Source organism: Streptomyces sp. NPDC096310, from assembly GCF_044763125.1.
Classification (GTDB): domain Bacteria; phylum Actinomycetota; class Actinomycetes; order Streptomycetales; family Streptomycetaceae; genus Streptomyces.
Genome location: NZ_JBIWFO010000005.1, coordinates 44817 through 57679, shown reverse-complemented (window position 1 = coordinate 57679; position 12863 = coordinate 44817). Strand labels below are relative to the sequence as shown.

The following is a 12863-nucleotide window of genomic DNA, read 5'->3' as shown; positions in this document are numbered from 1 at the left end:
TTTGGCCCGGGGGTTTTTTGGGGGGGGGGGGGGGGGGGGGGGGGGGGGGGGGGGGCGGGGGGGGGGGGGGGGGGGGGGCTCCCGCCCCCCCCCCCGCCACCCCCGGCCGGCCGGTGTTACTTGACGGTGAAACCCTGCTCCGTGCCGTAGGCACGGGACTGCTTCTGCCAGGCGGCGAGGCCGTCGGAGAGCGGTGTGCCGGAGACGTACGCCTTGCCGACGGTGTCGTTGAAGATCGAGTTGGCGTAGACCTGGAACGGCAGGTACGTCCAGCCGGGGACGACCTCGGTCGCCGACTGGGAGAAGACCTTGTTGATCTGCTGGCCGCCGAAGTAGTCGAACTTGGTGTCCAGGAACTCCTTGGACGTCAGATCGGCGGTCGTGGCGGGGAACGCGCCGTCCTTGATACGGGACTTCACGCCCGCGCCGGCGGCGGCGTACTCGGTGAAGGCGTAGGCGAGGGCCTTGTTCTTGCCCACGGAGGGGACGGCCAGCGAGCTGCCGCCGCTCTCCGCGCTGGCCTTCGCGCCCGCCTTCCACTGCGGCAGCGGGGCCACACGCCAGTCGCCCGCCGCCGCCGGGGCGCCCGTCTTGAGGTTGGTGGGCATCCAGGCGCCGGTGGCGAGTGTGGCGATGGTGCCGTCACCCAGCCCCTTGAACCACTCGTCGGTCCAGGAGGTGACGGGCGCCAGCAGCTTGCCGTCGATGAGCTTCTGCCAGGTCTTCGTGAACGTGGTGCTGCCCGCGTCGGTGAAGTCGATGTTCACATCGGTGCCGTCCACCTTGTACGGGTGGCCGCCGGCCTGCCAGATCATGCTGGTGGCGAAGCCCGCCTCGCCGGTGTCGGCGGTGATGAAGACCTTCGGGTCGGCCTTGTGCAGCTTCTCGGCCGCGGTCACGTACTCGTCCCAGGTGGTGGGGACCGCGATCTTGTGCTTGTCGAAGACCTTCTTGTTGTAGTAGAGCGCCATCGGGCCGGAGTCCACGGGCAGCCCGTAGACCCCTTCACCGGTCTTGACCGCGTTCCACGGGCCGGGGGAGTAGGTGTCCTTCAGCTTGTCCGCGCCGTACGGGGCGAGGTCGGCGACGGACTTGGAGAGGGAGAACTGGCTCAGTGCGAAGTACTCGATCTGCGCGACATCGGGGACGCCCTTGCCCGCCGATATCGCGTTCTGGAGGGCGGTGTACTCGTCCTTCGAGGTGCCCGCGTTGACGACCTTGACCTTCACCTTGGGGTGTGCGGCCTCGAAGTCCTTCGCGACCTGGGGAATGGTGCTGTCCCAGGTCCAGACCGTCAGGTCGCCGCCCTTGTCGAGGGCGGCCTTGACGTCCGCGGGGCTCCCCGAGTCGCCGCCACCGCCGCTGTCGTCGGAGGAGCCGCCGCAGGCCGTCAGGGTGAGGGCGAGCGTGAGGACGGAGGCCAGTCCTGCGCCGCGCACGGTGCGGCGCGTTGTGTTGAACATCAGAGTCATCTCACTTCGTTGTCAGAGAACTGCCGAAAGCTGGGAGAACGCGGGAAGTTCGGGAAACGGGGGGAGGACTGTGAGGCAGACGTCACTCCTTGACGCTTCCGGCGGCGAGCCCCGACTGCCAGTACCGCTGGAGCAGCAGGAACGCGGCGATGAGGGGCACGATGGTGAGCAGGGAACCGGTGATCACCAGGTTGAAGATGGCCTCGCCCCCGTTGGTCTGCGCCTGCGCGTTCCAGGAGTTGAGGCCGAGGGTGAGCGGGTACCAGTCCGGATCCTTGAGCATGATCAGGGGCAGGAAGTAGTTGTTCCAGGTCGCGACCACGGTGAACAGCAGCACCGTCACGATGCCGGGGGCGAGCAGCGGCAGACTGACCGTGAAGAAGGTACGGATCTCACTCGCACCGTCGATCCGGGCGGCCTCCAGCAGCTCGGTGGGGATCGCCTCGGCGGCGAACACCCACATCAGATAGAGGCCGAACGGTGAGATCAGCGAGGGGATGATCACCGCCCACGGGGTGTCGGTCAGCCCCATCTTGCTGAACATCAGGAAGGTCGGGACCGCCAGCGCCGTACCGGGGACGGCGACGGCGCCGATCACCACGGCGAAGACACCGCGTTTGCCGGGGAACTCGAACTTGGCGAGGGCGTAGCCGCCGAGCACCGCGAGGAAGGTCGCGCCGCCGGCTCCCACCACGACGTACAGCAGTGTGTTCAGCAGCCAGCGGACGAACACACCGTCGTTGTAGGTGAGGGTGTCGGCGATGTTGCCGAAGAACGCGAAGTCGCTGTCGAACCAGAGCCCGGAGGAGCTGAGCAGACCGGTCTGGGTCTTCGTCGAGTTGATGACCAGCCAGACGAGCGGCACCAGCGCGTAGACAAGCACCAGACCGGTCAGCACGGTGAGCAGCACACTGCGGCGCGGGCTGTTGACACTGTGCCGCTGTCCGGACCGGGGGGTGCGCAGCCGGGTGACGGGGCGGGGCGCGCGCTTCTCGCCCGGGGCAACGGGGGCAGGGGCGGTGGCTCCCATCGTCACGCTTCCTTTCGCATGCCGCGGAGCTGTACGGCATACGCGATGATCATGGTGAAGATGCCCATGATGATCGCCACCGTGGCCGCGTAGTTGTGCTGCTGGCCCGAGAAGGCCAGCGAGTAGGTGTAGAAGTTCGGCGTGAAGTCCGTGGTGATCGTGTTGGGCGCCAGATTCCTGAGGATGCTCGGCTCGTTGAAGAGCTGGAAGCTGCCGATGATCGAGAAGATGGTGGCGATGACCAGCGCGCCCCGGATGGCGGGCAGCTTGATCGCGCCGATGATCCGGAGCTGCCCCGCGCCGTCGATCTCCGCCGCCTCGTAGAGCGAGTGCGGGATCACCCGCAGCGCCGAGTAGAAGATCAGCATGTTGTAGCCGACGAACTCCCAGGTCACGATGTTGCCGATGGAGGCCAGCACCAGGCCGGAGGAGAGCGGGTCGGGCAGTGAGACCCCGAGGGCGTCGTTGATGTTGCCGACCAGGCCGAAGCGGGTGCCGTACATGAAGCCCCACATCAGGGCGGCGACCACGGCGGGTACGGCGTACGGCAGGAAGATCGCGATCCGGAAGAAGTTCTTCCCGTAGAGCCTGCCGCTGTCGATGGCCAGCGCGACCAGCAGCGCGATCCCGAGCATGACCGGCACCTGGACGGCGAGGAAGAGGGTCACCCGGCCCAGCGCCGCCCAGAAGTTCGGATCCTCCAGCGCGCGCTGGTAGTTGTCGAACCCGACGAAGGAGGTGCCGCCGACGAGCTGGGTCCGGAAGACGCTCAGATAGATCGAGTAGCAGATCGGCGCGAGGAAGACCAGGGCGAAGACCGCCATGAACGGGCCGATGAAGCCCCAGCCGATCAGGGCCCGCCTGCGTCGTGGGCCCCGTGGCAGGGCGGGGCCTTCCGCTGTGGAGGGCGGTGACAACGTCGTCATGGCTGTTCCTCGCTGGTCGTCGGCACCCGGCCGCCGGGTGGAAACGTCCGTATCGAGCCGTGGCCCGAAGCGGGCACCGGCGCTGATGTTTACGTAAACATCGATGAGTGGGATGCTTGCATCGGCCCGGCGGGGCGTCAAGATTTCGGCTGGTCTCAGTTGAATCAAGCAGGTCGCGGCGGTAACGGCGACGGGAAGCGCGGGCGCGGAGTGGAGGAGACGGTGGACGGCGTTGAGCGGGCGGAGGCGGACGAACGGCCGCCGCCGGCCGAAACGGGCCAGGGGCCCCGGGGCCGGCGGCGCAGGGTGTCCATGGCGGACGTCGCCCGGCGGGCCGGTGTCTCCTCGCAGACCGTCTCCCGGGTCTCCAACGGCCACCCCGGCGTGGTCGACGCGACGCGCCAGGACGTGCTCGCCGCGATGAAGGAGCTGGGCTACCGGCCCAACAGCGCGGCCCGCGCCCTGAAGAGCGGCGAGTTCCGCACCATCGGCATCATCCTGTTCACCCTCTCCACCACCGGCAACGTCCGCACCCTGGAGGCCATCGCCAGCTCGGCGGCGCAGCAGGGGTACGCCACCACGCTGCTCCCGGTCGCCGTGCCGACCCAGGACCAGGTACGGGGCGCCTTCACCCGGCTCGGCGAGCTGGCCGTGGACGCCATCATCGTGATCATGGAGGTCCATCTGCTGGACGCCGCCACCGTCACACTGCCCCCCAACGTCGGTGTGGTGGTGGCCGATTCCAACGCCGGTGACCGCTACAGCGTCGTCGACACCGACCAGGCGGGCGGCGCCCGCGAGGCGGTGAGCCATCTGCTCGGCCTCGGGCACACCACGGTCTGGCATCTCGCCGGACCCGAGGAGTCCTTCGCCGCGCAGCGCCGCGCCGACGCCTGGCGCGCCACCCTGCGCGAGGCGGGCCGCCCGGTGCCGCCGCCGCTGCGCGGCGACTGGTCGGCGGAGTCGGGGTACCGGGCGGGGCTGCGGCTGGCCGCCGAACCGGAGTGCACGGCGGTCTTCGCGGCCAACGACCAGATGGCGCTGGGCCTGCTGCGCGCGCTGCACGAGTCCGGCCGCGCGGTGCCCGGGGAGGTGAGCGTGGTCGGGTTCGACGACATCCCGGACGCCGGTTCGTACATGCCGCCGCTCACCACCGTCCACCAGGACTTCGCGGAGGTCGGACGGCGCTGCGTGGAGGGCGCGCTGCGACAGATCCACACCCACGAGGAGGAGCGCGGCACCACCCTCGTCCCCACCCGGATGGTGATCCGCGGATCCACCGCGCCGCCGCCCCGGCCGGGGGACTGACACGGTGACGACGGGGGAGTCACGGCGCTCGGTCGCCGGACGGGCTCCCCGCGGGCGCCGGACGGGCTCCCGGGGCAGGGATTAGCATGCAGCGATCATCACGGTGATGTGACGAGTGAGAGGGGCGGGCATGCGCGCGGAGCAGTGGACCGGAGTCGTCACCTACCACGGGGAAGGACCCGGATGGGACCCCGGGGCCGGGCGGTTGAAGGTGGTCGACATGCTCGCCGGGGACCTGCTGACCTTCGGCGCCGACGGCACCGAGGCCCCCGGACGCCACCACCTCGGCGAGGTCGCGGCGGCCTGGCGGCCCCGTACCTCCGGCGGCGTCGTGGCGGCGGTCGAGCGCGGCTTCGCGCTCATCGCGCCCGACGGCACGGTCACCCGCGGCGAGGAGCTGTGGAGCGACCCCGCCATCAGGATGAACGAGGGCGGCTGCGACCCGGCCGGAAACTTCTACTGCGGGTCGATGGCGTACGACGCCCGCCCCGGTGCCGGCCGGGTCTTCCGGCTCACCCCCGGCGGCGAGACCTCCGTCGTCCACACCGGCGTGACCATCTCCAACGGCCTGGCCTGGTCCCCGCAGGGCGACTTCGCCTACTACGTCGACACCCCCACCCAGAGCATCGCCCGGGTGACGGTCGACCCGGGGACCGGCCGGTTCGCCACCCCCGAGCCCTGGGTGCGCGTCGACCAGGCCGACGGCGCGCCCGACGGCATCACGGTGGACGCCGATGGCGGCGTGTGGGTCGCGCTCTGGGGCGGCTCCGCCGTCCGCCGCTACACCGACAAGGGCGTGCTCGACACGGTGGTGGAGGTGAACGCCCGCCAGGTCAGCGCCTGCGCGTTCGGCGGCGACGACTACCGGCGGCTCTTCATCACCACCTCGCGCGAGAACGTACCCGACGGCGAGGACCCGGCGGCGGGCGCGGTGTTCACCGTCGAGCCGGGGGTCGCCGGACGCGCGCCGCTGCCGTACGCCGGATAGCGCTCACAGCCCCGGCGCGCCCCAGACGGGGAACCAGCGCGAGAGGTCGGGCTCGATCCGCAGATCGTCCCCGAGCACCGCTCTGACCTGGAGCTCCCGCTGATTGTCCCGCTTCTCGGCGCCGCCGGGGAGCGGGGCGAACGGATAGAACGTGCCTCGCTTGTAGAGATAGACCAGGGCCAGGGGCCGCCCCTCGGCGTCCCGGAAGCCGACCAGCGAACACAGGAGCTGCGGCCCGAATCCCCCGTCCTGGAGCAGGGTGTTGACCGCGTGCAGATCGTTGACCAGCGAGGCGGTGTCGTCGGGGGGCCGCTGCGAGAGCAGCCAGGTGTAGCCGTACGGATCCTGGCTGAACGTGACGGGAACCCCGGCCCTCTCCCGCGCCGTGTCCGCGTCCAGCAGCTCCTGGACGTCCTGCCGGATCCGCGCGAACCCGCCGCCCTCGACGCCCGCGAAGCAGACCGATCCCGACCCGGTGGGCACGTAACCCGCGCCCGCTTCCAGGGTGAGCGCGGCCGACGGGAGGGAGAAGAGCTGATCGAGTTGGGGGCGGACCGGCTTGCTGCGGCCCAGAATGGTGTCGAGAAGGCCCACGGGACCAGCTCCTTCGTGTGCGGGGTCGGTCACGGGCGGGCGAGTTCGGCGGAGATACGGGCGAGCTGTTCGAGCCGCTGTTCGAGCGTCGGGTGCGAGGAGAGCAGCCGGCCGAGGCTCTCCTTCGAGGAGAACGCCGGGACGAAGTAGAAGGCGTTGTACGGCTCCGCCTTCCGCAGGTCCTCGGTGGGTATGCGCGCCATCTGGCCGCTGACCTTGGTCAGCGCGGACGCCAGCGCCGAGGGCCGGCCGGTGAGCAGCGCAGCCGCCCGGTCCGCAGACAGCTCGCGATAGCGGGAAAGCAGCCGGGTCAGCAGAAAGCCGATCGCGTACACCACCGCGCTGACCAGCGGAATCAGCATGATCGCGATCCCGGCGGGGCCGGCGCTGCGGGCGTTCCTGGCCAGCCCGCCCCACAGTGCGATCCGGGTGATCAGCCCCGCCAGCACCCCGAGGAACGAGGCGATGGTCATGACAGCGACATCGCGGTGCGCCACATGGGACATCTCGTGGGCGAGGACGCCCTCCAGCTCCTCGGGCTCCAGCCGGCGCAGCAGCCCGGTCGTGGCGCAGACCAGCGCGGTCCGCTCGCTGCGCCCGGTGGCGAAGGCGTTGGGAAGGTCGCTCCGCGCGATGGCGACCCGGGGCTTGGGCATGTCGGCCAGCGCGCAGATCCGGTCGACGGCGCCGTGCAGGGCGGGCGCCTCCTCGGGCGTCACCTCGCGGGCGCCCATACTGAACGCCGCGATCTTGTCGCTGAACCAGAACTGCGCGACGAACAGACCACCGGCGAAGATCAGGATGATCGGCCAGGCGTGGTTCAGCACCGCGAGCAGCACACCGACCAGGACCACGTACAGCAGACCGATCAGGAACATGGTCGTCACCATGCGCGTGGTCAGACCGCGGTCCGGGGTGTAGCGGTTACGTGTCATTGTCCCTCCACTCACTCTTCTCCCCTGCCATTTTCCTCCTTTCCTCGCCAAACGGGATAAGGGGGGTGTATGGGTGCGGGCGGAGGGGCGCACGGTGGCGCACTGCTGTACAGGGGGGCTCGCGCTGTACGGGAAAGTGCCCCCTGTGCTGCCATGCGGCGTGGTCTCGCGGGTCCAGCACCACCCACAGCCGGGTGCCCGCCGCGCCGAGCGCGGTCATCAGGGTGTGCAGGGCGGGCAGCAACGACTGGACGAGATAGGCCAGCGCCCCCATCAGCGCCCCCGCCGTCACCCCCTGGCGCAGCCGCCAGGGCGTGGCCGCCAGCAGCAGGATCACCGGCAGCTGGCCCGCCACCCCCAGCGTCAGCGTACGGACGGCCGCCCATCGCGCCAGCACGCGCGAGGCCCGCGCGGCCGCCTCGATCAACCGCTCCGCGTGGTCCGCCACCTCCGTCAGCGTCCCGCACGCGACGATGTCGCGCAGCCCCGCGCCGATGGCGCCCGCCCGGTCCGCGACCGCCTCGTCGAGATCGAGGAACGTGCGCTGGGCGGCGGCCATCGGCGCCAGTGCGGCGAGGAACAGGGCGAGCCCCAGGGCCAGCGGCGCGCCCACGATCAGCAGGAACTGCGGGGCGAGGGCCAGCAGCCCGGCCAGCGCGCCGATCGCGGTGAAGACGAACGACCGCGCGGTGAGCACCAGTCCGGCGAAGCTGTCCCGGACGATCTCGCTCTGGTGGGTGAGCCGGGAGACCGCCGTACCGTCCGCGCGGGACGGGTCGGCCACCGCCGCGTCGAGCGACCGCCCGACCGCCCGGCGCACCAGACCGTCCCGCAGCGGCTCCACCAACTCGGCGAGCTGGGCGAAGACGCCCCGCACGAGCGGCCCCCCGACAAGGATCGCGGCCGCCGCCACGGCCAGCCACGCCAGCCCGCGCCCGGTACGGCCCGCGAGGAACCCCTCGTCGAGCGCGCGCGCCAGGCAGTAGCCGCCGAGGAAGGTCTGCGCGGACTCCAGCAGGGACCAGCCGGCAAGCCGGACCAGGACGCCCTTCCTGCGCAGCAGAAAACGCCGGCCGGGCGGAAGGATCCGACGCAGCATGCCCCGGCCCTCGCGCGCCGGCCGCCCCGGCGCCTTCCGGCCCGCCCGCCGTACCGGCGACGGCCGCCGGTCCGTGCCCGGCTGCCGCCGGGTCGCGCAGGATCTCCGCCACGGCCTCGTCGAGGAACGCGCGCTCCACCGGGAACTGCCGCGCCACCACCTCCGCGAGGTGCCGGGCTTTCCCGCGGTCCACCGCGAGGAGACTGGTCAGCGGGATGAACAGGGCGAGGCGCAGACAGGCGAGGGCGTACCGGTCGACATCGAAGCCGCGCCGGCCGGCGGGGGTCACGAAACCGGGGTTGGCCACGGTCTGGCGCGCGTTGTCGTCGATATGCGCGCCCCAGCGGAGATCGCTGAGGATGTACGGTCCCGGCTCGCCGGCCAGCAGGGCGTCGAGGTCCTCGGCGATGGTGCGGCAGTGTGTGTCGTCGACCGGGTAGACGGTGAGGAACTTGCCGCTGGCGGAGCGGTCCGCGTACTTGGCGTTGCGGGGGTGGAGCAGATACCGGCTCGGGACGAACTTGAAGGCGATCCGCCGTGCGACGCAGTACTCCATGACCCGGTCGAGAACGGACTCGGCGTTGCCGAGACAGGCCGACACATGGATCTTCCAGCCCTGCGAGGGCAGGCGGACGTCGAGGGGCCGTAACGCCAGCCAGTCACCGGTGCGATGGCGCTGCCATCCCGTCGGTACGGGCCGGCGGGCGGCCTCGTACAGGGCCTCGCGGTCCGTGGAACCGGCGGTGGACAGCCGGTGCGGTGCGTCGTAGAACTGCCGGTCCGCATCGCAGAACACGGCGTATCCCTTGTTCACACGGACTCCCTCGGACGGCGACAGAGCCCACCGTGTCACGGCCGCCGAAACCCGAAACAGTCGCCGATGTCACCTTCCGGGCGTGGAGTCTGCATGGGTTACCGGTGGGAAAGCAGGGGACCGGCGGGCCCCTGCCGGGGTCCGCCGGTCCTGTTCCGCGTGCGTCGGACGCGGGGTGGTGCGGGGGGTGTTACAGCGCCGGGTAGGCGTTCTTCAGCAGCTCCTGGAACTGCGCGGAGAACCAGTCACCCGAGAGCGGCGCGTTGGGCAGGGCGCCCGACATGTGGTTGTTGTTGCGCGGGTTGCCCGTGTACGTCGGGTCGCACATCTGGTCGAAGCCCTTGCCCTGGTCGTTCGGGATGACCTTGCTCGCACCGTCGGACTCGCCCGGGGGCTTCATCCAGACGTACGCGTCGATCCCGGCGGCGGGGGCGGCCTTCGGCCGTTCACCGAGCCCGGCCCCGGACTGGTTGCACCAGTTGCCCAGGTGGATCCTGCGGTCGTAACGCCCGCCGTCCACATAGGTGTCCACACTGGTCTGCGCGCCGGGCCCGGCGGGCCTGGCGCTGCCGCCCCAGCCGTTGCGCGAGGTGTCGATCAGCATGCCGATGCCCGAGGAGAAGCCGACGCTCACCAGCTCCTGGCGGAACGCCTGCGCGAACGACTGCTCGTCGACGTAGCGGTTCCAGTCCACCCACTTCGACTCACGGACCGACTTGCCGGCCACGCTGTCGTTGATGGTGAAGTTGTTCTCCTTCGTCGCACCGTAGTTGGCGGTGTTGACGATGAAGCCCGCGACCTTGTCGACCGTGCTGCCCTCGGCGGTCGCGGCCTGCTTGAAGATCTGCGCCGAGGCGTTGAAGTTGTCGTCCCAGCCGATCCAGCCGTGGTGTCCGGCGTCCACGTAGTTGTAGACGTTGGCGACGGCGCCCAGCTTGTTCAGGGCGTAGCCGACGCCCTTGATGTAGTTGCCGTTCGCCTTCATCACGTCGCACTGCGGGGTGACGGTCGGCCGCGGCGAGACATTGGTGACGAGGTTGGGCAGGGAGTCGATCTCGACGGTCGTCACGATCCGCAGGTTGGCGTACTTGGCGTCCCCGAGGATCGCGGCGATCGGGTCGATGTACTCCTTCTGGTAGCGGGTGATCTCCGTCGGGCCCAGCTCCCCGTTGGAGGCGAGCGCGGCGCAGTCACGGCCCGGCAGGTTGTAGATCACGAGCTGGACGACGAACGCCTTGCCCGCCGCCTGCGTCAGGGCCGCGTCGAGATGGGCGCGCAGCCCCATCCCGCCGTTCGCGCCGTTGATGGCCGCGATCCGGTCCAGCCAGACCCCCGTGGGCTGGTTGGAGACCTTGGTGCCGCCCGGCTCTGCGGCGGCCTTCGCCGCCCACTCCGGGTTCACGTACACCCCGGCGCCCGCGTACGGGTTGTCGACCCTGGCGGCCGACCCCGGGGGCGGGGTGGTCGGCGGATCCGTGGGGGTGCCGCCGCCCGGCACGTTGCAGGTGACCCCGTTGAGCTTGAACGTGGTGGGGACCGCGTTCGTGCCGCTGACGTCGGCGTTGAAACCGAACGACGTCGAGGCGCCGGAGGCCAGGGTGCCGTTCCAGGAGGTGTTGGAGGCCGAGACCGCCGTACCACTCTGGGTGATGGTGGAGCTCCAGCCCTGGGTCACCTTCTGGTTGCCCGCGAAGCTCCATTCCAGCTTCCAGGAGCTGACCGCGTCACCGGTGTTGGTCACGGCGACGGCCGCGGAGAAGCCGCCGCTCCAGGAGCTCTGGACCTTGTAGTCGACCGTGCAGCCGGCCGCCGCCGCGGCGGCGGGCCCTTCCAGCACGGTCGCCGTGCCGGTCGCGGCGGCGACGAGCGCCAGCGCGGCGAGCACCGCCGTCCGTGCCCGGCGCGGAGGGGAGAGGGTGCGGCTCATGAGAGTCCTTTCAGATGGTCACGCAGTCCTACGCCGAAGGAGGTCGGCGTACCGTTGTAGTCGCTGATCAGAGACGGGCCCGAGGAACAGTCCCAGGTGTTCCAGGTCCAGCCGAGGTAGGAAGCGCCCCGGCCGTCCAGCCAGGCCATGACCCGGTCGATGTACCCGTGCGAGCAGGTGTTCTCGCCGATCTCGCCCGCCACGAGCGGCACTTGGGCGATCACCGGAGCGAGCTGTTCGTTCCAGCAGCTCTCGTTCGAGCAGGTGTTGAAGTTGTACGTGTGCCAGGCGGCCGCCGTGTTGCCCGCGGGATCGGACGGCCGGTACTTCAGCCACTGACGCATGTCGTTCGAGTAGGCGACTCCGGGGATCAGCACCAGGTTCTGCGCGCCGGTCGCCCGTACCGCGTTGAGCAGGGACTGCATCCCCGCGACCTGGAAGTCGATCCCGGGGCAGCTCCCGCCGTCGCGCCAGCAGGTCCACGCGGCGTCCAGGTCGCTGGTGGCACGGTCCGGGAAGGGCTCGTTGAAGAGATCGAAGACCACCGCCCGGTCGTCCTTGAAGGTCTGGGCGACCGAGGACCAGAACGCCGGTGTGTACTGCGCGTTCGGCATCGGCTTCTGACAGGTCGCGTACTCGGTGTCCGGACAGTGGCTGTCACCGCCGGTGTACTTGCCGTGGGACCAGTGCAGTTCGACGACCGGCGTGATGCCGTGCGCCTCCAGCCTGGCCACGTACCCCTTCACCGCCGCGATGTAGTTCGCGCCGGAGTAGGCCGCGTTCACATGCGGGAGTCCGAGCCAGCACTCCTCGTTGAGGGGGACGCGTACGGTGTTCACCTTCCAGTCCGCGATGGCCTGGACGGACGCGTCGTCCACCGGCCCGTCGAAGAAGCCGTAACCCTGGACGCACATGAACTCACCGCCGGAGCGGTTGACGCCGAGCATGCGGCGGGTGGCGCCGTTCTGGTCGACCAGCTTGTTCCCCGAGACGCGGAGCTGGGGCGGTGCGCCGCCCGGAGCGGGCGGGTCGGTCGGTGGATCGGTCGGCGGGTCCGTCGGGTCACCGGGGCCGGTGTTCCCCTCGCACGCCACGCCGTTGACCTTGAAGGCGGTGGGCGCGGGGTTGGACCCCGACCAGGAGGCGGTGAAGCCGGCGCTGACCGAGGAGCCGGTGGGGATCTTGCCGTTCCAGCTCTCGTTGACCGCGGTCACGGTCCTGCCCGACTGCGACCACTTCCCGTTCCAGCCCTGGGTCACCTTCTGCGTACCCGGGAAGTCGAAGGTGAGGGACCAGTTCTCGACCGGCGACCCGTGGTTGGTCAGTGTGACGTCGCCCTGGAAGCCGGCGTCCCACTGACCGGTGGTGCGGTACTCGACGGTGCAGCCGGCCGCGGTTCCCGACGCGGCCGCCTGCGTGGCGACGGCTGTTCCCGCGACGACCAGGGCCGTCGCGGCCAGCAGTGCACAGAGGCGCGGTGGTGCTCGCATGGAGCGACTCCTCGATGGCCCGTACACCGCCTGACACGGCGTACGACTGATGGAAGCGCTCCCACTGGTTGTGTTCGACGGTAGCGCCGAAGTGGCGTGAGTCAACAGCCCAGTTGAATTCTTTTACCTGCCAACTCGCCTGGACGTGCGTCTCGTTCAAAGTCTTGACAGGTGCACGGACCCGCTCGACGCTTGGGAGCGCTCCCACTGGTTCGTATCCCCATCCCCCCACCCGCACCGGACCGCGAGGAGGACCCCTCCATGCTCGGCATGTTCGGCT

11 protein-coding genes are annotated in these 12863 nt (G+C 70.3%); 3 read left to right on the top strand and 8 right to left on the bottom strand.

The annotated features are described in order from the left end of the window. Positions 1-116: 116 nt before the first annotated feature. The 3 genes from ACIQ7D_RS13870 to ACIQ7D_RS13860 all read right to left on the bottom strand — a co-directional run bounded on the left by ACIQ7D_RS13870 (position 117) and on the right by ACIQ7D_RS13860 (position 3428). Positions 117-1463: an ABC transporter substrate-binding protein gene (locus ACIQ7D_RS13870; protein WP_403937105.1), complete on the bottom strand. Its 1347-nt coding sequence runs from the start codon at positions 1461-1463 to the stop codon at positions 117-119. A 91-nt stretch (positions 1464-1554) separates the two neighbouring features. Beyond that, positions 1555-2502: a carbohydrate ABC transporter permease gene (locus ACIQ7D_RS13865; RefSeq protein ID WP_403937103.1), complete on the bottom strand. Its 948-nt coding sequence runs from the start codon at positions 2500-2502 to the stop codon at positions 1555-1557. Between the two features lie 2 nt (positions 2503-2504). Next, a complete protein-coding gene (locus ACIQ7D_RS13860) occupies positions 2505-3428 on the bottom strand; it encodes a carbohydrate ABC transporter permease (RefSeq protein WP_403937102.1) in 924 nt (307 codons plus the stop codon). Positions 3429-3740: 312 nt separating this feature from the next. On the opposite strand from ACIQ7D_RS13860, the gene ACIQ7D_RS13855 reads away from it, so the two are divergent. Continuing rightward, positions 3741-4736, top strand: a complete 996-nt coding sequence (locus ACIQ7D_RS13855; protein ID WP_403937469.1) for a LacI family DNA-binding transcriptional regulator — start codon at positions 3741-3743, stop codon at positions 4734-4736. A gap of 130 nt (positions 4737-4866) precedes the next feature. After that, entirely contained in the window at positions 4867-5724 is an 858-nt protein-coding gene (locus tag ACIQ7D_RS13850; RefSeq protein ID WP_403937100.1) for an SMP-30/gluconolactonase/LRE family protein, read from the top strand. A gap of 3 nt (positions 5725-5727) precedes the next feature. On the opposite strand, the gene ACIQ7D_RS13845 is transcribed toward ACIQ7D_RS13850, so the two are convergent. The 3 genes from ACIQ7D_RS13845 to ACIQ7D_RS13835 are packed head-to-tail and all read right to left on the bottom strand — an operon-like array spanning position 5728 to position 8352. Further along, positions 5728-6318 (bottom strand): hypothetical protein, encoded by a 591-nt coding sequence (locus tag ACIQ7D_RS13845; RefSeq protein WP_403937098.1) that lies wholly within the window; start codon positions 6316-6318, stop codon positions 5728-5730. A gap of 29 nt (positions 6319-6347) precedes the next feature. Then, positions 6348-7253 (bottom strand): zinc metalloprotease HtpX, encoded by a 906-nt coding sequence (htpX, locus tag ACIQ7D_RS13840; protein WP_403937096.1) that lies wholly within the window; start codon positions 7251-7253, stop codon positions 6348-6350. Beyond that, positions 7243-8352, bottom strand: a complete 1110-nt coding sequence (locus ACIQ7D_RS13835; RefSeq protein ID WP_403937094.1) for a hypothetical protein — start codon at positions 8350-8352, stop codon at positions 7243-7245. The genes htpX and ACIQ7D_RS13835 overlap by 11 nt, the downstream gene beginning before the upstream one ends. Between ACIQ7D_RS13835 and ACIQ7D_RS13830 the strand changes: the two genes are divergently transcribed. Beyond that, positions 8351-9001, top strand: coding sequence for a hypothetical protein (locus tag ACIQ7D_RS13830; RefSeq protein ID WP_403937092.1), 651 nt, complete (start codon positions 8351-8353; stop codon positions 8999-9001). The genes ACIQ7D_RS13835 and ACIQ7D_RS13830 overlap by 2 nt on opposite strands. 355 nt (positions 9002-9356) lie before the next feature. On the opposite strand, the gene ACIQ7D_RS13825 is transcribed toward ACIQ7D_RS13830, so the two are convergent. Together ACIQ7D_RS13825 and ACIQ7D_RS13820 are read right to left on the bottom strand one after the other, a co-directional pair. Further along, complete coding sequence (locus ACIQ7D_RS13825; protein ID WP_403937090.1) at positions 9357-11093, bottom strand: glycoside hydrolase family 6 protein; 1737 nt, start codon at positions 11091-11093, stop codon at positions 9357-9359. Beyond that, positions 11090-12583 (bottom strand): cellulose binding domain-containing protein, encoded by a 1494-nt coding sequence (locus ACIQ7D_RS13820; protein WP_403937088.1) that lies wholly within the window; start codon positions 12581-12583, stop codon positions 11090-11092. Before ACIQ7D_RS13820 ends, ACIQ7D_RS13825 begins: the two co-directional genes overlap by 4 nt. Positions 12584-12863: the final 280 nt, after the last annotated feature.